This is a genomic window from Herbiconiux oxytropis, assembly GCF_024979315.1.
Lineage (GTDB): Bacteria > Actinomycetota > Actinomycetes > Actinomycetales > Microbacteriaceae > Herbiconiux > Herbiconiux oxytropis.
This window is the reverse complement of sequence record NZ_JANLCK010000001.1, coordinates 561062-583108: the sequence shown is the minus strand read 5'-3', so window position 1 is coordinate 583108 and position 22047 is coordinate 561062. Positions and strand designations below refer to the sequence as shown.

Sequence of the window (22047 nt, the reverse complement as noted above, 5' to 3'; positions counted from 1 at the left end):
GCTGACTACTTCTCCTCGCTGTGGGCGTCGTGAGCCTTGCGCTCGGCCTCGAGGGCCACCTCGACCGGGTTGGGGCCGTCGTCCATGAGGTCGCCGAGGTCGGTGTCGTGATGAGCGCCCAGATAGGCATCGATCACGGCCGGATCCTTCATGACGGTCTCGGGCGGGCCCTCGGCCACGACGCGGCCCTCGGCCATCACGATCACCCAGTCCGAGATGTGCATCACCATGTGCATGTCGTGCTCGACGAAAAGCACCGAGGTGCCGTCGGCCTTGAGGTTCTTGATGTGCCCGAGGAGCGACTGCGTGAGAGCGGGGTTCACTCCCGCCATCGGCTCGTCGAGCATGATGAGCTCGGGCTTCGACATGAGCGCGCGCGCCATCTCGAGCAGCTTGCGCTGGCCTCCGGAGAGTGACGCCGCGTAGTCCTCGCGCTTGGCATCGAGCTTGAAGCGGGCGAGGAGTTCGTCGGCGCGAACCGTGTTCTCCTCCTCCTGGCGGCGCCAGAGGGGCTTCACGAGCGAGCTGAAGAGGCCCTCGCCGCGCTGACCGGTCGCACCGAGCAGCATGTTCTGCAGCACCGAGAGGCGGCCGAGCGACTTGGTGAGCTGGAAGGTGCGGACCATGCCGGAGCGGGCGACCTTGAACGCCGGGACACCCGCGAGCGACTTGCCGTCGAACTCCCACGTGCCGGTGTTGGGCTTGTCGAAGCCCGTCAGCAGGTTGAACATCGTGGTCTTGCCGGCGCCGTTCGGGCCGATGAGAGCCGTGATCTGGCCGCGCGGGATCTCGAGGTGGTCGACGTCGACCGCCTTGAGACCGCCGAACTGGCGCGTGACGTGATCGGCGATCACGATGGGATCCACCTTGGCGCACCCGGGCTCGACCGTGCCCTTGACGAGCGGGTGCGTGACGGCGGCGGCAGGCGACTGGACGGGGTTCTTGTCGAGATTAGACACTGAAGGACAGCTCCTTCTTGTTTCCGAAAATACCTTGCGGTCTGAAGATGACGAGGAGCATGAGCGCGACACCCACCAGGATGAAGCGCACCTGCCCGGCCTGGGTGGTGGTCATGAAGCCGAGGGCGCCCGACTCGATGGCACCGTAGAGGATGCCCTGGGTGAGCGAGAGCACGACCCAGAAGATCATCGCTCCGACGATCGGCCCGAAGATGGTGGCGGCACCACCCAGCAGCATGATCGTCCAGATGAAGAACGTAAGGCCCGTGGTGTAGTTCGCGGGCTGCACGGCTCTCGGCAGGATGAAGATGATGCCGGCGACGGAGCCCATGACACCACCGATCACGAGCGACTGCATCTTGTAGCTGTAGACGTTCTTACCGAGGCTGCGCACGGCGTCCTCGTCTTCGCGGATGCCCTTCACCACGCGGCCCCAGGGGCTCCGCATGAGGAGGAACACGAGCACGCTCGCGAGCACCACGAGGGTCCAGCCGACGATGCGCACCCACCAGTCGTATTCGTTGTACATGAACGGACCGAAGCCGTAGCGGCCCTCGGGGATCGGGTTGATGGCGGCGAAGGTGCCCTTGAAGCCCGACAGGCCGTTCGCGGCGCCCGTGAAGTCGGTGAGCCCCGTGGTGGTGACGACGTAGCGCACCACCTCGGCCGAGGCGATCGTGACGATGGCGAGGTAGTCGGCCCGGAGCCTCAGCGTGGGGATGCCGAGGATGAAGGCGAAGATGACAGAGCAGATGATCGCCGAGAGCACCGCGACGATGATCGGGGCGCCCGCGAGCGTCGGGATCGCGAAGGCGTAGGCGCCGATGAGAAGGAAGGCGGCCTGACCGAAGTTGAGCAGGCCGGTGTAGCCGAAGTGCACGCCGAGGCCGATGGCCGCGAGAGCGTAGGCAGCCGTGGTCGGGCTGATGATCTCGCCGATGGCGTTGCCGAAGATGTTTCCCCAGTCCATGAGTCTCTCCTCCCCTAACCGATTCGTTCTTTGCGGCCGAGGATGCCCTGAGGTCTGACGAGCAGAACCAGGATGAGCACGACGAGCGCGGCGGCGTACTTGAGGTCGGCCGGGATGATGAGGGTGGACAGCTCGACGAACAGACCCACCACGATGGAGCCGACGAGCGCGCCGTAGGCGGATCCGAGACCACCGAGCGTGACGGCGGCGAACATGAGAAGCAGCACCTGGAAGCCCATGTCCCACGAGACCTGGCGGTAGAGGCCCAGCATGACGCCCGCCAGGGCGGCGAGGGCACCGGCCAGCACCCACACGGTGCGGATGATCCGGTCGACGTCGATGCCGGACGCCGCCGCGAGCGACGGGTTGTCCGAGACGGCTCTCGTGGCCTTGCCCACGCGGGTGCGGGTGAGGAACAGTCCGACCGCCACGAGCGCCACGACGGAGATGACCATGCTGACGACGGATCCGGTGGTGATGCGCACAGGGCCGATCACGATGGCCTCCGAGAGCCCCACGTTCATGGTCTTCGTGCTGCCGTCGATGAAGAAGAGGTAGAGGTAGCGCAGCGCGATCGCGAGACCGATGGAGACGATCATCGCCTGAACGAGCTTCACCCCCTTCTTCCTCAAGGGTTTCCAGAGGAGCCAGTCCTGCACATAGCCGAAGGCTCCACCGAGCACGAGCGCGACGAGCATGGCCACGAAGATGTTGACCCCGAGGAGCACCGCGACGATCCACGCGATGATGGCGCCGAAGGTCACCATCTCGCCGTGGGCGAAGTTGTTGAGCCCGGTGGTGCCGAAGATCAAGGTGATGCCGATAGCCGCGAGGGCGATGAGGAGGCCGAAGTTGAGGCCCGCCGCCAGCCGCTGCAGGAACTGCTCGAAGAAGCCCGTGGTCTGGCGGTCGTCGACGCCGAGCGGGAACGAGCGTGTGATCGAGTTCGTCTGCCACTCGTTCGCCGCCACCGTGGCGGAGACGCGATCAGGGTCTCGCAGCTCCACGCCGTCGGGCAGCGTCTCGGGGTCGATCGTGACCGTGTACTCGCCCTTCTCGGGCACGACGACCGACCAGCGGCCGGTGTCGTCGCTCGTGGCCACCTCGGAGAATCCTCCTGCGCCCTCCACGGTGACCTCGGCACCCTCCACCACGTTGTCGTCGTCCCGGAGGACGCCGCCGATGGTGAGGGTGTTCGTGAAGTCACTCGTCGGAGTGGGCGTGGGCGCAGGTGCTGACGCCGAGGCGGACAGCGCTCCCGAGCCCAGCACCACGCCGAGGCACAGCGCGAGCGCCAGGAGTGCCATCGTGATGAAGCGGACTCCAGGCCCGATTCGGATACCTGCGATCAAGACAGCACCTCCTGTAGGAAAGCGCCGGGGGTGGTGGCGCCTCTCCATGTCTTCGGTCGTAGCGACAGTGGTAGACCATACATACGAATTGTGTCCACGGTGTTTCAAGTGGACACCCAATTCGACGTCGGTCATTTCTACACGGAATAGTGCCGAGTGCCTAACCGTTAGCATTGACGAGTATTCGGGCGTGAGGAGAACGATGGACCAGGCGGATCCGTTCGGCTTTGTTGGACTGACCTACGACGACGTGATGCTCCTCCCCGGGCACACCGATGTCATCCCCAGTGAGGCCGACACCACGTCTCGCCTGACCAAGCGCATCCACGTGGCCACTCCACTGCTCTCGGCCGCCATGGACACCGTCACGGAGTCGCGCATGGCGGTGGCGATGGCCCGCCAGGGCGGGCTCGGCATCCTGCACCGCAACCTCTCGATCTCCGACCAGGCCGAGCAGGTCGACCGCGTGAAGCGCAGCGAGTCCGGGATGGTGACCGACCCGGTGACGACGACCCCCGACGCCACCGTGGCCGAGGTCGACGCCCTGTGCGGCGTGTACCGCGTGAGCGGCCTTCCCGTGGTCGACGGCAGCGGCGTGCTGGTGGGCATCATCACCAACCGCGACATGCGCTTCGTCTCGCAGTTCGAGAAGTCGACGACCTTCGTGCGCGACGTGATGACCAAGATGCCGCTCATCACCGCCAAGGTCGGGGTCGACCCGGATGACGCCGTGGCGATCTTCGCGCAGCACAAGATCGAGAAGCTCCCGATCGTGGACGACGCGGGCCGGCTCTCCGGCCTCATCACGGTGAAGGACTTCGACAAGAGCGAGAAGTACCCGAACGCCACGAAGGACGGCGCGGGCCGACTGCGCGTGGGCGCCGCGATCGGCTTCTTCGGAGACGCGTGGCAGCGAGCCACCAACCTCCTCGACGCCGGAGTCGACGTGATCGTGGTCGACACCGCCAACGGCGACAGCGCGGGCGTTCTCGAGATCATCCGCCGCCTCAAGAACGACCCGGCCTTCGCCGAGGTCGACGTCATCGGCGGCAACGTGGCCACCCGCTCGGGCGCGCAGGCGCTCGTCGACGCGGGGGCCGACGCCATCAAGGTGGGCGTGGGGCCCGGCTCCATCTGCACCACGCGCGTGGTGGCGGGCGTGGGCGTGCCCCAGGTGACCGCCGTCTACGAGGCCTCGCTCGCCGCGCGCGAGTCGGGAGTCCCCGTGATCGCCGACGGCGGGCTGCAGTACTCCGGCGACATCGCGAAGGCCCTCGTCGCCGGCGCCGACACCGTCATGCTCGGCTCGCTCCTCGCGGGCTGCGACGAGAGCCCTGGCGACCTCGTGTTCGTGAACGGCAAGCAGTTCAAGAACTATCGCGGCATGGGCTCGCTCGGCGCTCTGCAGACCCGCGGCGAGAAGACCTCCTACTCCAAGGACCGCTACTTCCAGTCGGACGTGCCCTCGGATGACAAGCTCATCGCCGAGGGCATCGAGGGGCAGGTGCCCTATCGCGGCCCGCTCGCCAACGTGGCCTACCAGCTGGCCGGCGGCCTCCGCCAGTCGATGTTCTACGTGGGCGCCCGCACCATCCCCGAGCTCAAGGAGAAGGGCCGCTTCGTGCGCATCACGGCGGCCGGACTCAAGGAGTCCCACCCGCACGACGTGCAGATGGTGGTCGAGGCACCCAACTACCGCCGTTAGCGCGGCGCACTCTCGGGTAGCGGGCCGGCGCCGGCCGGTTCGCTAAGGTTGGGGGGTGAGTATGGAGTTCGAAATCGGCCGCGCCAAGCGCGCCCGCCGTGTCTACGCGTTCGACGACATCGCGGTGGTGCCCTCGCGGCGCACCCGCGACCCCCAGGACGTGTCGGTGAGCTGGGCGATCGACGCCTACCACTTCGACATCCCGGTGCTCGCCGCGCCGATGGACTCCGTGGTCTCGCCGCAGACCGCGATCATGATCGGCCAGCTCGGCGGCGTCGGCGTGCTCGACCTCGAGGGCGTCTGGACGAGGTACGAGGATCCCGAGCCGCTGCTCGAGGAGATCCGCAACCTGCCCGAGGGCCGGGCGACCGAGCGCATGCAGCAGATCTACTCCGAGCCCATCAAGCCCGAGCTGGTCACCGCGCGCCTGGCCGAGATCCGTGCCTCCGGCGTCACCGTGGCCGGCGCGCTCTCACCGCAGCGCACCCAGGAGCTCTATGAGACCGTGGTGGCGGCCGGGGTCGACCTGTTCGTCATCCGCGGCACCACCGTCTCGGCCGAGCACGTCTCGAAGACGGTCGAGCCGCTCAACCTCAAGAAGTTCATCTACGAGCTCGATGTGCCCGTGATCGTGGGCGGTGCCGCCACCTACACCGCGGCACTGCACCTCATGCGCACGGGAGCCGCCGGTGTGCTCGTGGGGTTCGGCGGGGGAGCAGCGTCCACCACGCGCGCGACCCTGGGCATCCACGCCCCGATGGCCACCGCTGTGGCCGACGTGGCCGGTGCCCGCCGCGACTACATGGACGAGTCGGGGGGCCGCTACGTGCACGTGATCGCCGACGGCGGCCTCGGCACCTCCGGTGACATCGTCAAGGCGATCTCGGTCGGTGCCGACGCCGTCATGCTCGGCACAGCTCTGGCCCGCGCGAGCGATGCACCGGGCGGCGGTTGGCACTGGGGCCCCGAGGCGCACCACGCGCAGCTGCCTCGCGGCAACCGCGTGCACGTGGGCTCGGTCGCGCCGCTCGAGCAGGTGCTCTACGGCCCCTCGCCGGTGGCCGACGGCACGGCCAACCTGATCGGCGCTCTCCGCCGCTCGATGGCGACCACCGGCTACTCGGATCTGAAGGAGTTCCAGAGGATCGAAGTGGTTGTCGCTCCCTACCGGGTTGACTAGCGTGGGAAGCGGACGCGGCTAGCCCGCCGCTCTGCAGCGAAGGAGAGTCCCATGCCCAAGACGAACGTCTCGCACTCCACCAAGATCGGTCCGGAGGAGCGCACCGCGGCCATCGAGACTCTCAAGGAGAAGGAACTCGACATCCTCGTGGTGGGCGGCGGAATCGTGGGCACCGGCGCCGCCCTCGACGCCGTGACGCGGGGGCTTCGCACAGGCATGGTCGAGGCGCGCGACTGGGCCTCCGGCACGTCGAGCCGCTCGTCGAAGCTCGTGCACGGTGGCATCCGCTACCTCGAGCAGCTCGACTTCAGGCTCGTGCGAGAGGCCCTCACCGAGCGCGGGCTCCTGCTGCAGCGCATCGCGCCGCACCTCGTGAAGCCCGTCCGGTTCCTCTACCCGCTCAACAAGCGCATCATCGAGCGGGCGTACATCGGCGCCGGCATGCTGCTCTACGACATCTTCAGCTACTCGGGCGGCCGGCCTCCCGGGGTGCCCCACCACCGCCACCTCTCGAAGAAGCAGGTGCAGGCGCTCATGCCGAGCCTCGCGAAGGACGCCCTCATCGGCGGCATCACCTACTACGACGCTCAGGTCGACGACGCGCGCTACGTGTCGAGCCTCGCCCGCACCGCGGCCTCCTACGGAGCCCATGTGGCGAGCCGGGTGAAGGTCGAGGGCTTCATCAAGGTGGGTGAGCGTGTCGTGGGGGTGCACGCGCACGACCTCGAGACGGGCGAGACGTTCGAGATCCGCGCCAAGCAGGTCGTGAACGCCACCGGGGTCTGGACCGACGAGACGCAGGCCATGGTGGGCGAACGCGGCCAGTTCAAGGTGCGCGCCTCCAAGGGCATCCACCTCGTGGTGCCGCGCGACCGCTTCCAGGGCAAGTCGGGGCTCCTGCTGCGCACCGAGAAGAGCGTGCTGTTCGTCATCCCGTGGGGGCGGCACTGGCTCATCGGCACGACCGACACCGACTGGAAGCTCGACAAGGCGCATCCGGCCGCCACTGCAGCCGACATCGACTACGTGCTCGAGCACGTCAACAAGGTGCTCGCCGTGCCCCTCACCCGGGAGGACGTGGAGGGCGTCTACGCGGGCCTCCGCCCGCTTCTGGCCGGAGAGTCTGACCAGACGTCGAAGCTCTCGCGCGAGCACCTCGTGGCGCATTCGGTGCCCGGCCTCGTGGTGATCGCGGGCGGCAAGTGGACCACGTACCGGATCATGGCGAAGGACGCGATCGACGCCGCCGTCTCGGCGCTCGACGGCCGCATCTCGCCCTCGGTGACGCAGGACATCGCGCTGCTGGGCGCGGAGGGCTATCAGGCCGCCTGGAACAAGCGGCAGAAGATCGCCCGCCGGTTCGGCGTGCACACCGTGCGGATCGAGCACCTGCTGAACCGTTACGGCACGCTCACCGACGAACTGCTCGATCTCATCCACGAGGATCCGAGCCTCGCCGAGCCGCTGCCGGGGGCCGACGACTACATCGGCGCCGAGGTGGTCTACGCCGCCTCGCACGAGAGCGCGCTGCACCTGGACGACGTGCTCGCCAGGCGCACCCGCATCTCGATCGAGGCCTGGGACCGCGGCGTCTCGGCGGCACCCGTGGCGGCGAAGCTCATGGGAGGTGTGCTCGGCTGGGACGACGACACGATCGAGCGCGAGGTGGCCTTCTACCTCGAGCGCGTGGCGGCCGAGCGGGCCAGCCAGCTGCAGCCAGACGACGAGTCGGCCGAGCGCATCCGGCTCGAGGCCCCCGACATCGTGCCGACCGACTGAGGCGGCGGACCGGGAGGGCTGCGTCGCCGTGCGCTCACTGCGAACGGCGACGTGACCCCGTGGCGGCTTGACTAAACTGGAGTCACCGCCGACTCACCGTGATGTCGTGGCGGCGTTTCTCGGAGGAGACAGCCATGGTCGATGTTCGGCGAGTCAAGCTTCCCGGCGTGGGTGTGCTGCACACGTTCATCACCTCGGACGGCGGCAAGGTGGGCGTGATCGCGCACCGCTCGGGCCACAGCGACCTCATCACGTTCGCCGACGACGCCGACGGTCCCGACTCCACGAAGGTGTCGCTGCGCCTGTCGGAGGACGAGGCGCACACGCTGGCGGAACTGCTCGGCGGCACGCAGATCACCGAGTCGCTGTCGGCCCTCGATCAGGTGCCCGGGCTCAGCATCGACTGGTTCACGGTCGACTACGAGGACCACATCGCGGGCCAGCCGCTCGGCAGCCCCGCCGAGCGCGGCATCGCCGGGCTGACGGTCGTGGCGGTCGTGCGCGGCGACTCCGCGAACCCCGCCCCTGCCCCCGACTTCAAGGTCTTCCCCGGCGACACCCTCGTCGTCGCGGGCTCGCCGGAGAAGGTCGCCAAGGCCTTCAACTTCTTCCGCACGGGCGAGCTCAAGAAGCTCGCAGACGCTCCGCCCGGAAACAGCTAGGCCGCCGCGGATGCACCTCGGCCCCGATCTCCTCGTTCTCGGCGTCCTGTTCGTCATCGCCTACGTCCTGGGGCGTCTCGGCAAGTCCATCGGCCTCCCGGCCATCCCGATCTACATGGTCGTCGGGCTCCTCGCGAGCCCGTATTTCGGCTGGTTCCCCATCTCGTTCGAGCACGGGGAGTACATCGAGCTGATCGCGGTGGTCGGCCTCATCCTGCTGCTGTTCAACCTCGGTCTGGAGTTCGACCAGGACGAGTTCTACTCCAACGCCGGCAAGCTGCTCATCTCGGGCGGCTCCTACATCCTCATCAACATGCTCGTGGGCTTCGCCTTCGGGTTCATGGTGGGCTGGGGCACGCGAGAGGCGCTCATCATCGCCGGCATCACGGCGACCTCCTCGAGCGCGATCGTGACGAAGCTCCTGATCGAGCTGAACCGGCTGGCCAACCGCGAGACGCCGATGATCCTCGGCGTGACCGTGGTGGAGGACGTCTTCATCGCGGTCTACCTCGCGATCGTCTCCGTGGTGCTCTCGGGCGAGACCGAGGTGTGGCCGGTCATCGGCAAGCTCGCCGTCTCGTTCCTCTTCCTCGTGGTGATGTTCTCGATCGCCCGGTGGGGAGGGAAGTTCGTCTCGAGGCTCTTCCGCACGAAGGACGACGAGCTCTTCACCATCCTGTTCTTCGGTCTCGCGCTGGCCTTCGGCGGTCTCGGCGAGATCCTCGGCGTGACGGATGCGATCGGTGCGTTCCTGATCGGCCTCGTGCTGGGCGCCACCAGGTACCGCAACCGGATCGAGCAGATAGCCATCCCGCTCCGCGACGTCTTCGGAGCCTTCTTCTTCCTGAACTTCGGGCTCGGACTCGATCCCTCGAAGTTCCCCGACGTGATCGTGCCCGTCGTGCTCGCGGTCGTGATGACGATGGTGCTCAACATCATCGCGGGGCAGTTCGTGGCGTGGCTCAACGGACTCGGGCCGCAGGCGGGCATCAACACCACGGCCATTCTGCAGAACCGGGGGGAGTTCGCGCTCATCCTCGCGACCCTCGCTCTGGCCGCAGGCCTCGACGAGCGCATCCAGCCGTTCGCGGGGCTCTACGTGCTCATCATGGCGATCCTCGGGCCGATCCTCGCCGTCAACTCCGAGCGGATCGGCGGTGTCGTGCTCGGCACCACGCGGAAGCGCAAGGCCGCTGCGTCGCTGGCTGCCGCTGCCGCGGCGAACGCCGAGCCCGCGGCCGCGGCCGTCGAGAGCCCCGAGAGGGTCACAGCCTCCGGGACGCCCGAGGTCACGGGTGACCGTGACGTCGATCGACTGATCGAACAGGCCATGCTGCAGTCGGACGAGGACGGCCCTCGCGCCCGGAGCAGCGATTCTAGGGACAGCGAGTATTGAGCACCACAGGAACCCCGCGCACCGGCTCGACCGTGTTCGAGGTGATGCGGCGACCGCGCTGGATCGGGATGCTCGTGCTCGCGCTCGCCGTGGCGGCGGGCTTCGCGCTGCTCGGCCAGTGGCAGCTCGGGCGGGCCGTCTCGAGCGGTGAGGTCGTGGGAACACAGAGCGAGACCGTGCGGCCGCTCGCCGAGATCGGGGTGCCACAGGCCCCGGTGTTCGAGTCGCAGGCTGCGCAGAAGGCCGAGGCGGTGGGCGGGTACACGATCTCGGGCTTCGACATCCTCGGCGATCGGCTGAACGGCGACGAGGCCGGCTACTGGGTGATCGGGCAGTTCACGGTGAGGGATCCCGCCGACACCCACCTGGCCGTCGCGCTGGGCTGGACGGCCGACCCGGACGAAGCCCGCAGGATCGCGGAGCAGCTCTCGTCGGGCCGCGGTGACATCCTCGAGACGATCGTCGGCCGCTACCTGCCGACCGAGGCGCCCCAGGCATCCGACCTGTACGAGCCCGTCGACGGCATCACTTCGCTCGACGGATCTCCGCTGGAGACCACGATGTCGGTGGCCTCGCTCGTGAACCGGTGGAGCGAGTTCGACGACGACGCCGAGGTGTACGGGGGTTACCTCGTGCTCGACGATCCCGCGCCCGGCCTCGAGGCGATCCTCTCGCCCGAGCCCGATCGCTCGGTGCAGCTGAACTGGCTCAACATCTTCTATGCCGCCGAATGGGTGGTGTTCGCGGGCTTCGCCGTCTACCTCTGGTACAGGCTCGTGCGGGATGCATGGGAGCGCGAGAACGAGGACGACGACGACGAGGGGACGGCCGGGCCCGAGCCGCTGCGCGGGTAGGCTTGACCCATGGCCCTCGCTCCCAAACCGAAGGACTTCCCGCGCATCCGCGGGGCGCTGAAGTTCTACCAGGTCGCTTCCGTCATCACGGGCGTCATGCTGCTGCTCCTGTGCGCCGAGATGCTGCTCAAGTACACCCCGCTCGGCCTCGAGCTCGAGCTCGGCGGCCCGCGCGGGCTGCTCGCCCTCGTGCCGGAGGGCACGGTCGTGGCGGTCAACCTCAGCACCGGCATCCTGATCGCGCACGGCTGGTTCTACGTGGTCTACCTGTTCTCCGACTTCCGGCTCTGGAGCCTCATGAGGTGGCCGTTCTGGGCCTTCATCGTGATCGCGCTCGGCGGCGTCATCCCGTTCCTGTCCTTCTTCCTCGAGGCCTCCGTGGGCCGGCGGGTGAAGGCCTACCTGGCCGCGCGCGAAGCCGAGGCCGCCCGACCCCAGACCGTGGAGGCATCCCATTAGCGAGGCACACACCCCCGACCACGGCGAGCTCACCCGCCCGGTGCTCGTCGTCGACTTCGGGGCCCAGTACGCCCAGTTGATCGCTCGCCGCGTGCGCGAGGCGAGCGTCTACTCCGAGATCGTGCCGCACTCCATCTCGGCAGCCGAGATCGCGGCGAAGAATCCCGTCGGCATCGTGCTGAGCGGCGGTCCCTCGAGTGTCTACGAGGAGGGCGCCCCGGCACTGGATCCCGGGATCCTCGAGCTGGGTGTGCCCGTGATGGGCATCTGCTACGGCTTCCAGGTGATGGCCAAGGCGCTCGGCGGCGAGGTCGCCAAGACCGGTGCCCGCGAGTACGGCTCGACGGATGTGGCGATCGACGCCTCGGGCAGCTCGCTGCTCGGCGAGCAGCCGACCGCGCAGACGGTGTGGATGAGCCACGGCGACTCTGTGGTGCAGGCCCCGGACGGCTTCGACGTGCTCGCCAGCACCTCCTCCACGCCGGTCGCCGCGTTCTCCAACACCGATCGCGGGCTCTACGGTGTGCAGTGGCACCCCGAGGTCAAGCACTCGCCCTACGGGCAGGACCTGCTGGAGAACTTCCTGCACCGCGCCGCGGGCATTCCCGCCGACTGGAACCCGGGCAACGTGATCGCCGACCAGGTCGCAGCCATCCGCGCCCAGGTGGGCTCGGGCAAGGTCATCTGCGGTCTCTCCGGCGGCGTCGACTCCGCGGTGGCCGCAGCGCTCGTGCACGAAGCGGTGGGCGACCAGCTCGTCTGCATCTTCGTCGACCACGGGCTGCTGCGCGAAGGGGAGCGGCGCCAGGTCGAGGAGGACTACGTGGCCTCCACCGGCGTGCGCCTCGTGACCGTCGACGCCCGGGAGCAGTTCCTCGGCGCCCTCGCCGGCGTGAGCGACCCCGAGCAGAAGCGCAAGATCATCGGGCGCGAGTTCATCCGCACCTTCGAGCAGGCGCAGGCCGACCTCATCGCCGAGGCCGCCGCAGACGGCGACCCGATCCGCTACCTCGTGCAGGGCACGCTCTACCCCGACGTGGTGGAGTCGGGCGGCGGCAGCGGCACGGCCAACATCAAGAGCCACCACAACGTGGGAGGCCTTCCCGAAGACCTGCAGTTCGAGCTCGTGGAGCCGCTGCGGGCGCTCTTCAAGGACGAGGTGCGGGCGATCGGGCGCGAGCTCGGCCTCCCCGAGGTCATCGTGGGGCGCCAGCCCTTCCCCGGCCCCGGCCTCGGCATCCGGATCGTGGGCGAGGTGACCTTCGAGCGCCTCGAGCTGCTGCGGCACGCCGACGCGATCGTGCGTGCCGAGCTCACCGCCGCCGGCCTCGACGCCGAGATCTGGCAGTGCCCCGTGGTGCTGCTCGCCGACGTGCGCTCCGTGGGGGTGCAGGGCGACGGCCGCACCTACGGGCACCCGATCGTGCTGCGGCCGGTGTCGAGCGAGGATGCGATGACCGCGGACTGGACCCGGCTGCCCTACGACGTGCTCGCGCGCATCTCGAACCGCATCACGAACGAGGTGACGGGGGTCAACCGGGTCGTGCTCGATGTGACGTCGAAGCCGCCGGGAACCATCGAGTGGGAGTGACGCGCGGCTGACGCTGCGTGTGGTGACACTGTGCGCAGTGGGTGCTGCGCATCGACGCCGTGCTCGGCTAGTAGTGCTGCGCGCTGACGCTGCGTGGCGTGCGCCACGGGCGCTGGGTGCTCAGGCGGCTCACGAGCCACTCGAGGGGCCCTTGGCGAAAGCGCAGGCTCCAGAGCGTCGCGAAGACGACGGCGGGCACCGCGAGTGCGAAGAACAGGGGAGTGGCCTGCCAGGCGAGACCGTCGCCGCCGGCAGGTGACAGGTGCACGATGAGCGCGATCGCGATGATCTGGGCCGAGTAGAGCGTGAGCGGCATCGACCCCGCCGCCGCGAGCGGTCTCGCGATGGTGCGAACCACAGGGCGCCAGCGCGCAGGGTTCTGGCTCCGGCCCGGGCCGAGCAACAGGAGGAGAAGCCCGGTGATCGCGACGGCGAGACCGCCGGTGGCGACGACCTCCGACGTCGTGTTGCTGTGGGCCTCGACCGGCGCACCCCCGAGGATCGCGCCGAGGTAGCCGGCCGCGGCGAGCACACCGCCGATCACGAGCATGCCGGCCTGCGTGCGGGTGCGGCGGAGGTCGCACCGGGCGATCAGGATGCCCGTGGCGATGTAGGCGAGCCACACCGGTGCCGGGTAGACGCCGTACAGCCAGGCCTCGGGGAAGTAGGCCCACGGGCTCTGCAGCAGGCGGACCACGTCTCCCGAGGCGGTGTCGGCGCGCTCGGTGAGCAGGGTGACGACCCGGGGGCCGGCCACCGCCGCGAGGGCGGCGACGACGCCGAGGAGCCAGCGCGGAGCGGAGAGCAGGGGGATCGAGACCGCGAAGAGCAGGCCGTACGTGTCGAGGATGATCGCGATCGGGGTCTCGAGCAGCGTGAGGCCGATGCCGAGGACGATGAGCAGGACGGCGCGAAGAGCGACCACCCGTGCCGAGCGGGCACGCGTGTCGGGCCTCGGTGCGCCTGCCCCTCCGGCCCCTCCCGAGATCAGGCCGAGGGAGACGCCCGCGACGAGGGCGAAGAGCACGGAGGAGCGGCCGTCCCAGACCGCTTCCCCGCCGTCTTCGGGGATCGTGTGGGCCGCGAACATGCCGAGGAGGGCGAGACCGCGGGCTGCGTCGAGGCCGAGGAGACGGGCGGTGCCGGACCGGGTGCGGGTGCCGGTGGGCGTTCCGCTGTCGCCTGAACGACGAACGGGGCCGCCCTCGTGGGCGACCCCGTCGTGGCTGTCTATGGCTTCCGCCGGTGCTTCTGCGCTCGGCCGGAGCGGCTAGTTGCGGAAGATGGCGATGATGCGAAGGAGCTCGAGGTAGAGCCAGATGAGCGTGAGGACGAGGCCGAAGGCGCCCGACCACTCGTACTTGCGGGGAGCACCGCTCTTGACGCCACGCTGGATGGAGTCGAAGTCGAGCACGAGCGAGTAGGCCGCGAGGAGCACGGCGAACAGGCCGATGACGATGCCGATCGGGAAGCCGCCGATGGTCGCTCCGCGCAGGCCCCACGGGTCGTCGACGACGCCCGTGATCATGAGCACGAAGTTGAGCAGCGAGAACAGCCCGTAGCCGATGATCGCGATCAGGAAGACCTTGGTGGCCCGCTTGGAGGCGCGGATCTTGCCGCTCGCGAAGAGGGCGAGGGTGACGCCGAACACCGCGAGGGTGGCGAGCACGGCCTGCACGATGATTCCGGACCACTGCGACTCGAAGACGCTCGAGATGCCGCCGATGAACAGACCCTGGAACGCCGCGTAGAGCATGATCAGCGGAACCGAGGGCTCCCGCTTGAACGCGTTGACGAGGCCCAGCACGAGGCCGATGATGGCGCCCCCGAACGTGAGGCCCATGCCGAGGGCGGTGGGCTGGGGCTGGTTGGTCAGGAAGCTCACAGTGGCCGTGACCAGGAGCACCACGAACATGCCGGCCGTCTTGAGGATGACACCGTCGTAGCTCATCCGGTCGGTCTGGGACGGCGTCGCGGCAGGCTTGTCGAACATCGTCTGCAGCCCCTCGGCCGAGATGTTCTGCACCTCCTTGCCGTTGAACACGGGGTTGCGGGAGAAGGCGGGATTGCTGGAGGACGCGGGGCCGGCCATGTCAGTCTCAATCTGTCGTGGGAACGTGAACGTGGTGCTCCCAGGGTAGTGCACCGCTCCCCGCGATTCGCTGGTAGTCCGCCGGATTCCAGCGGATCTGAACGCCCTGGGCGAACACCATGCTGCCCCGGCGCGTAGCGTGTGAGCGTGGATCAGCAGACACTCGTCATCGGGCACCGCGGTGCCAGCGGCTACCGCCCGGAGCACACCGCCTCGGCCTACGAACTGGCGTTCGCGCTCGGAGCCGACGCGGTCGAACCCGACGTGGTGCTCTCGCGGGACGGCGTGCCGGTCGTGCGGCACGAGAACGAGATCTCGGGCACCACGGACGTGGCCTCCCGCGCCGAGTTCGCCGACAGGCGGACGACCCGTGAGGTGGACGGCGTCGCCCACACGGGCTGGTTCACCGAGGACTTCACCTGGCCCGAGCTGCAGACGCTCCGCGCCATCGAGCGGCTGCCCGGCATCCGGCCCTCGAGCGCGAGCTTCGACGGGCGCTTCGGGCTGCTGAGGCTCCGTGACGTGCTGCGCATCGCCGAGGAGGCGGGAGGCGGAGCGGTGGTGGAGCTCAAGCACGGCACCCACTTCTCGGCCGCAGGCCTCGCGCTCGCGGAGGCCGTGGCCCACGAGATCGACGAGGCCGGCTGGGGGCGCATCGGTCGCGAGAGACTCACCGTCGAGTCGTTCGAGCAGACGGTGCTCGGGGAGCTCCAGGCGACCGGGCTCGACGCCCGCTGGATCTACCTGCTGGAGGACTCCGGGACGGCGTTCGACCTCCTGGCACGGCTCGGCACCGCCGCGCCCGGCTACGCCGACCAGCTCACCGACTCCGGCCTGCGCTCGCTCGCGGAATCCGTCGACGGCATCAGCGTGGACAAGGCGACCATCCTCCCTCGCGACCTGCTCGGCGTCTCCCACGGCGCATCCGACGTCGTCGACCGGGCCCACGCGGCCGGACTCGAGGTGTTCACCTGGACGCTCCGGGCCGAGAACCGCTTTCTGCCCCGCAACTTCAGGCTCGGTCATGACAAGGCGGCGTTCGGCCGGTGGGAGGAGGAGTTCCAGGAGATCCTCGCCACCGGCGTCGACGGAGTCTTCGCCGACCAGCCCGATCTCGCGGTGGCCGCTCGCAGCGCTGTCGGAGGTGCGGCCTAGACTTGGCGGAGCATGAGCGACACCACCGAATCGAACCCGCGCATCACCCCCGTCGTGGTCGGCGACTCCCGATTCGACGATGACGACGAGCTGCTCGACGGGCTCAATCCCGAGCAGCGCGAGGCGGTCGTGCACCGCGGCCCCGCCCTGCTCATCGTGGCCGGCGCCGGCAGTGGCAAGACGCGCGTGCTCACGCACCGCATCGCGAGCCTCATCCGGAACAACGAGGCGTGGCCGAGCCAGATCCTCGCCATCACCTTCACCAACAAGGCTGCCGCCGAGATGCGCGAGCGGGTGGGGCACCTCCTCGGCCAGGTGGCCGAGGGCATGTGGATCTCCACGTTCCACTCGGCGTGCGTGCGAATCCTCCGCCGGGAGGCCGAGAACTTCGGCTTCACCAAGAGCTTCACGATCTACGACTCGCAGGACTCCAGGGCGCTGGTCAAGCGCATCATCAAAGACCTGCAGGCCGACGCCTTCGGCTTCACGGTGGCGCAGGTCACCGGCAAGATCTCCAAGCTCAAGAACGAGCTGAGCGACGCCGACAGCTATGCGCGCCAGGCCAACTTCTCCGACCCGCAGGACGCGATGTTCGTGGAGGTCTTCCGTGCCTACTCGCGGGCGCTTCGCGATGCGAACGCCTTCGACTTCGATGACCTGATCAGCCAGACGGTGTTCCTGTTCCGCGCGTTCCCCCAGGTGGCGGAGAAGTACCAGCGCCGCTTCCGGCACATCCTCGTGGACGAGTACCAGGACACCAACCACGCGCAGTACGCCCTCATCCGCGAGCTCACCCGGCCGCCGGAGTCCAACGAGCTCTCCGGGCTCTCCTCGTTCGGCGGCGGGGGCGCCTCGCTCACCGTGGTGGGCGACTCCGACCAGTCGATCTACGCGTTCCGCGGTGCCGACATCCGCAACATCGTGGAGTTCGAGCGCGACTTCCCCGGTGCGCGGGTGGTGCTGCTCGAGCAGAACTACCGCTCCACCCAGAACATCCTCTCGGCCGCGAACGCCGTGATCTCGAACAACTTCGACCGCAAGGACAAGAAGCTCTGGACCGCCGTGGGCGACGGGGAGAAGATCGTGGGCTTCACGGGCTACTCGGGGCACGACGAGGCGCAGTTCGTGGCCGACGAGATCGCGAAGCTGCGCGAAGGTGGGATGGCCTACAACCAGATCGCCGTGTTCTACCGCACCAACTCGCAGACGCGTGCTCTGGAGGAGATCTTCATCCGTTCGGCACTGCCGTACCGGGTGCTCGGCGGCACGAAGTTCTACGAGCGGGCCGAGATCAAGGATGCGATGGCGTATCTCACGAGCGTGGCGAACCCGTTCGATGCCCTCGCCCTCCGCCGCATCCTCAACACCCCCAAGCGCGGCATCGGCCCCGCCACCGAGACGCAGCTCGCCTCGTTCGCCGAACGCGAGGGCATCGGCTACCGGGACGCGATGCGCCGGGCGAGCGAGCTCGGGCTCGGGCCCAAGGTCACGGCCGCCATCCTGCAGCTGGCCGGGCTGCTCGACGAGGCGACGGCGCTCGCCGACCCCGAGCGACCCGGCGGTGAGGCGCCGGTGAGCGAGGTGCTCGCCCTGCTGATGGAGAAGAGCAACTACGTCACGATGCTCCGTGCCAGCCGCGACCCGCAGGACGAGGCCAGGGCCGAGAACGTGGAGGAGCTGCTGGCGGTGACCAAGGAGTTCAACCGCAACAACCCCGATGGCACGTTGATCGACTTCCTCACCGAGGTGTCGCTCGTGGCGGCGGTCGACGACCTCGACGACTCGAGCGGAACCGTGTCGCTGATGACCCTGCACACGGCGAAGGGGCTCGAGTACGACGCGGTGTTCCTCACCGGTGTCGAAGAGGATCTGCTGCCGCACCGCATGTCGGCGAGTGAGCCCGGTGGGCCGGCCGAGGAGCGCCGGCTGTTCTACGTGGGCATCACCCGTGCGCGGAAGCGGTTGTTCATCTCGCTCGCGATGACGAGGGCGCAGTTCGGCGAGACCGCCGTGGCGATGCCGAGTCGCTACCTGCAGGAGATTCCGGCCGAGCTCATGGACTGGATCCAGTCGCCCGGGATGGCGACCTCGCGCGGCGGCACGGAGCCCCGCGCGCTGAACGCCTCGCGCGGCCGTTCGTACGGCGGCTCCGGCGGTGGTTCGGGATCGCGCTGGAACAGTGACTCGACCTTCGGGCTGCCTCCCGCGCCACCCAGGCAGAAGACCGAGTGGGCCAACCGCGTGACCGGTCAGGTGCGCGACAACGGCGATCTCGAACTCGTTCCCGGTGACCGCATCACGCACACCGACTTCGGCGAGGGCCGGGTGAACCAGGTCACGGGCGAGGGCTCGAAGCGCGTGGCGCACGTCAGCTTCGAGTCGGCTGGGCCCAAGAAGCTCCTGATCAAGATCGCCCCCATCGAGAAGCTCTGACCCTCGGAGACGCGGTTGCATCGTCGCGGCCGTCATGAGCGTCGCCGAAGTGCCACGCCGAGTCCGGCGAGGCCGGCCATGATCGCGACGATCGTGACCGCGGTCGTGACTGCGGAGGGTGGAGTCGTGCCCGTGCGCGGGAGCTGTGCTCGAGCGCTCGTGGGCGGAGCCTCGGGAGGCGCCGACGGTGGAAGCACGGGCGGGACGATGGCGGGCGGTGCGTCGGCCGGGGGAGTGACGGGCGGCGACGAAGGCGGCGGAGAGATCGGCGGCGACCGGAACTCGAGCGACTCCGACTCGTGCACCCGCGTGTCGGAGAAGGGTGGCACGAGCGGCTCCGTGAAGGCCGCCGACAGGGTGGGCTCGTGCAGGGTGTTCTCGGGGGAGGCGCCGCCCGAAGCTCGGCTGGACGCGGCGCCGGATGAGCCGGGGGAGGCGAACACGAAGTAGTAGAAGCCGGGGGTGGTGACCGGGATGCACGGGGACTCGTGGGTGCCGTCGGCGGCGACCATCGTGGTGACCTCTCCCACCACCGGGGAGCTGCGCCAATCCGGCGGGGTCTCCCCGGCCGGTGGAGTCTCGGTGAGGGGGCCTATCAGAGTGGAGACGACGGCGATGGGGGTGGTGCCCTCAGGGAGCCCGCGGATAGCGAGAGCGTCACTCACGCATCCGGGAGCATCGAGCCGGTGCTGCGATGCCACCGTGCTCACCTCCGGCGAGGCCGGCACGAGGGTGGTCTCGGGGGCCGCGCCGAACTCCGAGGTCCAGGGCCGAAGCCTGTCGCCGCCCTGCGAGCGAGGTGTGCGCGCGGGATCGATCGAGTCCGTCCAGACGTAGTACCCCGGCGTGGTGAGAGTGCACGGAGGCGTGCGGTAGGTGCCGGGGCCACCCTCGATGCGGAGCTCGACGGTGCACACGCGCGGCGCATCCGCGGGAGCACGCGGTGACGGCTCCGGCAGGCTGCCGAACGGCCCCCAGAGCACGCTCTCGACCACAACCGGAATGGGCTGCAGCGAGCCGTCGCGCGCTTCGAACACACCCCACTCGGAGCCGGTGGGCGACTGCGGATGCGCCGAGACCGTCAGGATGTCGGTCAGCTCTGCGCCGGGGGCCGCCACGGCCTCGCTCGTGGCCGTGACCACCCGGGGTGCGAACGGGAGCTCGCTCGGGGCGCTCGCCGTGGCGGAAGCCTCCGCCCGGGCGTCGTAGGGCTCCGTGACCAGGAGGCTCTGCGTGTCGCCCGTGCTGCGGCCGAGTCGGTAGTCGGCCCCGAACGGCAGGCCCTCGAAGACGACGTCGATGGACACCTGCTCGGTCGCCCCGCGCTGGTCCGGGACGATGGCGAGGGCCACGCCATTGCCGATCGCGCCCGTCCTCCGGCCGTCGGGGAAGGTCGCACCGCGGAGGGTGGCCGATCCGGTGAACGACCCCGGCGCGGGTGACCGGGCACCCCCGAGGTGGTCGACGACGAGATCGGAGACCACCCGGCCGCCCGGCCCGTCGAGGTCGAGCGTCACCGAGGCCGAGACGCCGCGGGAGGCCCCGCCCGCGCCGTCGGCGACGCGCAGCATGTGGTTCGCGGCGGAGACGACGAGGTCGGCGTCGGCGTTGGCCCGCTGAGCGAAGAACGCCTGGTCGCGTCCGGCGAGGCCCGTGATCGTCCAAGTCGCGAGCTGCGCGGCGGCGGCCGTGAGCGGATCGCCCGGAGCGCCCCACTCCCGGGAGATGAAGGCGAGCCGTGCCGAGTCGTCGGCGCCGAACCACGCCGCCGAGGTGCCAGGGAGGTAGTCGACGGCCGCCCCGAGCGGCGGGGGCTTCTCGACGTCGATGCAGTAGCCGTGCCGCCCGTCGTCGAGCAGGTAGTTGCCGAGCCAGGAGGTGTGGTCCTTCGACCAGAGGACCCCCTGGCCGTGGGAGACGGCCTCCGCGGCGAAGGCGGTGCTGCTGCCGAGCGCGAGCGCGAGCGGTGCCGTCAGCAGGCCGGCGATGAGGAGGCCGACGAGACGGAGGACATGGAGGAGGGGGCGAGAGCGAGGGCGCGGGTTCATGCGGACAGCTTCGCGAGGAGACCCCGACCGTGGAGCGCTGACGCCCCTTCTGTGGAGGAACGCGTCCCGGAAGCCCGCTGGGGAGGAGCAGACGACCGCGCGGCAGCACGCGCTCCGGGGGGTAGAATGCTAGATGGTGTCCGGAGCGATGGAGGGGGCATCCCTTTCGTCGCGCCGTTTGTCATGTCCCGTTTTTCCCTCCGGGACGACGAGTTGAAAGCGGATTGGAAGACCAGCGTGGATCTATTCGAGTACCAAGCCCGAGACCTCTTCGAAAGCTACGGCGTGCCGGTTCTGCCCGGCATCATCGCCGACACTCCTGAAGACGTGAGGGCCGCAGCCGAGAAGCTCGGCGGCGTCACCGTGGTGAAGGCCCAGGTCAAGGTGGGCGGCCGCGGAAAGGCCGGCGGCGTCAAGGTCGCGAAGGACGCCGATGCGGCCGAGGAGGCCGCGAAGTCGATCCTCGGCCTCGACATCAAGGGCCACGTCGTCAAGCGCGTCATGGTCGCCGGTGGCGCCCGCATCGCCCAGGAGTTCTACTTCTCGGTGCTGCTGGACCGGGCGAACCGCTCCTACCTCTCGCTCACGAGCTACGAGGGCGGCATGGAGATCGAGCAGCTCGCCGTCGAGCGCCCCGAGGCCCTCGCCCGCATCGAGGTCGACCCGATCAAGGGCATCGACCTCGAGACCGCGAAGCAGATCGCCGTCGACGCGAAGTTCCCGGAGGAGCTGATCGAGAAGGTCGCCCCCGTCTTCGTGAAGCTGTGGGAGGTCTACAAGGGCGAGGACGCGACGCTGGTCGAGGTCAACCCGCTCGTGCTCACCGAGGAGGGCGACATCATCGCCCTCGACGGCAAGGTCTCGCTCGACGAGAACGCCGGCTTCCGTCACCCGGGCCACGAGGCGCTCGAAGACGCCGACGCGGCCGACCCGCTCGAGGCCAAGGCCAAGAAGAACGACCTCAACTACGTCAAGCTCGACGGCGAGGTCGGCGTCATCGGCAACGGCGCGGGGCTCGTGATGTCGACGCTCGACGTCGTCTCCTACGCCGGCGAGAAGCACGGCGGGGTCAAGCCCGCCAACTTCCTCGACATCGGCGGCGGAGCCTCCGCCCAGGTGATGGCCAACGGTCTCGACGTCATCCTCGGCGACCCGCAGGTCAAGAGTGTGTTCGTGAACGTCTTCGGCGGCATCACCGCCTGCGACGCCGTGGCGAACGGCATCGTCGGCGCCCTCGAGGTGCTCGGCGACACCGCCACCAAGCCCCTCGTGGTGCGACTCGACGGCAACAAGGTCGAGGAGGGCCGCGCCATCCTCGAGAAGGCCGCGCACCCGCTCGTGACCCTGGCCCTGACCATGGACGACGGCGCCGACAAGGCCGCCGAGCTCGCCCACGCTGCGAAGTAAGTAGA

17 protein-coding genes are annotated in these 22047 nt (G+C 69.1%); 11 read left to right on the top strand and 6 right to left on the bottom strand.

Annotation, left to right across the window (positions count from 1 at the left end; translation table 11 throughout):
• Positions 1 to 5: 5 nt before the first annotated feature.
• From N1028_RS02820 to N1028_RS02810, 3 genes are read right to left on the bottom strand one after another with little or no spacing between them, the layout of a single operon-like run.
• Positions 6 to 959, bottom strand: a complete 954-nt coding sequence (locus tag N1028_RS02820) for an ABC transporter ATP-binding protein (protein WP_375163399.1) — start codon at positions 957 to 959, stop codon at positions 6 to 8.
• Entirely contained in the window at positions 952 to 1929 is a 978-nt protein-coding gene (locus N1028_RS02815; RefSeq protein ID WP_259525255.1) for a branched-chain amino acid ABC transporter permease, read from the bottom strand. The genes N1028_RS02820 and N1028_RS02815 overlap by 8 nt, the downstream gene beginning before the upstream one ends.
• Before the next feature lie 14 nt (positions 1930 to 1943).
• Entirely contained in the window at positions 1944 to 3236 is a 1293-nt protein-coding gene (locus N1028_RS02810) for a branched-chain amino acid ABC transporter permease (RefSeq protein WP_259525254.1), read from the bottom strand.
• Between the two features lie 247 nt (positions 3237 to 3483).
• On the opposite strand from N1028_RS02810, the gene guaB reads away from it, so the two are divergent.
• From guaB to guaA, 8 genes are all read left to right on the top strand, one after another.
• Positions 3484 to 4986, top strand: coding sequence for an IMP dehydrogenase (gene guaB, locus N1028_RS02805; RefSeq protein ID WP_259525253.1), 1503 nt, complete (start codon positions 3484 to 3486; stop codon positions 4984 to 4986).
• A 61-nt stretch (positions 4987 to 5047) separates the two neighbouring features.
• Positions 5048 to 6166 carry a GuaB3 family IMP dehydrogenase-related protein gene (locus N1028_RS02800; RefSeq protein ID WP_259525252.1) on the top strand — a complete coding sequence of 373 codons (1119 nt, stop codon included), beginning with the start codon at positions 5048 to 5050 and terminating at the stop codon, positions 6164 to 6166.
• A gap of 51 nt (positions 6167 to 6217) precedes the next feature.
• Entirely contained in the window at positions 6218 to 7945 is a 1728-nt protein-coding gene (locus tag N1028_RS02795; protein ID WP_259525249.1) for a glycerol-3-phosphate dehydrogenase/oxidase, read from the top strand.
• Positions 7946 to 8079: 134 nt separating this feature from the next.
• Positions 8080 to 8607 carry a cation:proton antiporter regulatory subunit gene (locus N1028_RS02790; protein ID WP_259525248.1) on the top strand — a complete coding sequence of 176 codons (528 nt, stop codon included), beginning with the start codon at positions 8080 to 8082 and terminating at the stop codon, positions 8605 to 8607.
• A 10-nt stretch (positions 8608 to 8617) separates the two neighbouring features.
• The gene (locus N1028_RS02785; RefSeq protein WP_259525247.1) at positions 8618 to 10003 is read left to right on the top strand and encodes a cation:proton antiporter; all 1386 of its coding nucleotides are present in this window, start codon (positions 8618 to 8620) and stop codon (positions 10001 to 10003) included.
• Positions 10000 to 10857, top strand: a complete 858-nt coding sequence (locus tag N1028_RS02780) for an SURF1 family cytochrome oxidase biogenesis protein (RefSeq protein ID WP_259525246.1) — start codon at positions 10000 to 10002, stop codon at positions 10855 to 10857. Before N1028_RS02785 ends, N1028_RS02780 begins: the two co-directional genes overlap by 4 nt.
• Positions 10858 to 10866: 9 nt before the next feature.
• Complete coding sequence (locus N1028_RS02775) at positions 10867 to 11316, top strand: DUF3817 domain-containing protein (RefSeq protein ID WP_259525245.1); 450 nt, start codon at positions 10867 to 10869, stop codon at positions 11314 to 11316.
• Positions 11312 to 12907 carry a glutamine-hydrolyzing GMP synthase gene (gene guaA / locus N1028_RS02770; protein ID WP_445727700.1) on the top strand — a complete coding sequence of 532 codons (1596 nt, stop codon included), beginning with the start codon at positions 11312 to 11314 and terminating at the stop codon, positions 12905 to 12907. Before N1028_RS02775 ends, guaA begins: the two co-directional genes overlap by 5 nt.
• Before the next feature lie 67 nt (positions 12908 to 12974).
• On the opposite strand, the gene N1028_RS02765 is transcribed toward guaA, so the two are convergent.
• Together N1028_RS02765 and N1028_RS02760 are read right to left on the bottom strand one after the other, a co-directional pair.
• On the bottom strand, positions 12975 to 13997 hold the full coding sequence (locus N1028_RS02765) for a DUF418 domain-containing protein (RefSeq protein ID WP_259525243.1): 1023 nt from the start codon (positions 13995 to 13997) through the stop codon (positions 12975 to 12977).
• Between the two features lie 180 nt (positions 13998 to 14177).
• Positions 14178 to 14999 (bottom strand): Bax inhibitor-1/YccA family protein, encoded by an 822-nt coding sequence (locus N1028_RS02760; RefSeq protein ID WP_259525242.1) that lies wholly within the window; start codon positions 14997 to 14999, stop codon positions 14178 to 14180.
• 141 nt (positions 15000 to 15140) lie between these two features.
• Here N1028_RS02760 and N1028_RS02755 point away from each other — a divergent pair, with 141 nt between their 5' ends.
• Both N1028_RS02755 and N1028_RS02750 read left to right on the top strand, forming a co-directional pair.
• Entirely contained in the window at positions 15141 to 16154 is a 1014-nt protein-coding gene (locus N1028_RS02755; RefSeq protein ID WP_375163398.1) for a glycerophosphodiester phosphodiesterase family protein, read from the top strand.
• 12 nt (positions 16155 to 16166) lie between these two features.
• Positions 16167 to 18587, top strand: a complete 2421-nt coding sequence (locus tag N1028_RS02750) for an ATP-dependent helicase (protein ID WP_259525240.1) — start codon at positions 16167 to 16169, stop codon at positions 18585 to 18587.
• A gap of 32 nt (positions 18588 to 18619) precedes the next feature.
• Here N1028_RS02750 and N1028_RS02745 read toward each other — a convergent pair whose 3' ends face one another.
• Positions 18620 to 20635 carry an LPXTG cell wall anchor domain-containing protein gene (locus N1028_RS02745; protein ID WP_259525237.1) on the bottom strand — a complete coding sequence of 672 codons (2016 nt, stop codon included), beginning with the start codon at positions 20633 to 20635 and terminating at the stop codon, positions 18620 to 18622.
• 237 nt (positions 20636 to 20872) lie between these two features.
• On the opposite strand from N1028_RS02745, the gene sucC reads away from it, so the two are divergent.
• Positions 20873 to 22042 carry an ADP-forming succinate--CoA ligase subunit beta gene (gene sucC, locus N1028_RS02740; RefSeq protein WP_259525236.1) on the top strand — a complete coding sequence of 390 codons (1170 nt, stop codon included), beginning with the start codon at positions 20873 to 20875 and terminating at the stop codon, positions 22040 to 22042.
• The last annotated feature ends 5 nt before the right edge of the window (positions 22043 to 22047 follow it).

Excerpts from the sequence above, each read along its gene's own strand:
- N1028_RS02815 (WP_259525255.1), bottom strand. The coding sequence starts at position 1,929 with ATGGACTGGGGAAACATCTTCGGCAACGCCATCGGCGAGATCATCAGC.
- N1028_RS02810 (WP_259525254.1), bottom strand. The coding sequence starts at position 3,236 with ATGGCACTCCTGGCGCTCGCGCTGTGCCTCGGCGTGGTGCTGGGCTCG.
- guaB (WP_259525253.1), top strand. The coding sequence starts at position 3,484 with ATGGACCAGGCGGATCCGTTCGGCTTTGTTGGACTGACCTACGACGAC.
- N1028_RS02800 (WP_259525252.1), top strand. The coding sequence starts at position 5,048 with ATGGAGTTCGAAATCGGCCGCGCCAAGCGCGCCCGCCGTGTCTACGCG.
- N1028_RS02795 (WP_259525249.1), top strand. The coding sequence starts at position 6,218 with ATGCCCAAGACGAACGTCTCGCACTCCACCAAGATCGGTCCGGAGGAG.
- N1028_RS02790 (WP_259525248.1), top strand. The coding sequence starts at position 8,080 with ATGGTCGATGTTCGGCGAGTCAAGCTTCCCGGCGTGGGTGTGCTGCAC.
- N1028_RS02785 (WP_259525247.1), top strand. The coding sequence starts at position 8,618 with ATGCACCTCGGCCCCGATCTCCTCGTTCTCGGCGTCCTGTTCGTCATC.
- N1028_RS02775 (WP_259525245.1), top strand. The coding sequence starts at position 10,867 with ATGGCCCTCGCTCCCAAACCGAAGGACTTCCCGCGCATCCGCGGGGCG.
- N1028_RS02765 (WP_259525243.1), bottom strand. The coding sequence starts at position 13,997 with ATGTTCGCGGCCCACACGATCCCCGAAGACGGCGGGGAAGCGGTCTGG.
- N1028_RS02760 (WP_259525242.1), bottom strand. The coding sequence starts at position 14,999 with ATGGCCGGCCCCGCGTCCTCCAGCAATCCCGCCTTCTCCCGCAACCCC.
- N1028_RS02750 (WP_259525240.1), top strand. The coding sequence starts at position 16,167 with ATGAGCGACACCACCGAATCGAACCCGCGCATCACCCCCGTCGTGGTC.
- N1028_RS02745 (WP_259525237.1), bottom strand. The coding sequence starts at position 20,635 with ATGAACCCGCGCCCTCGCTCTCGCCCCCTCCTCCATGTCCTCCGTCTC.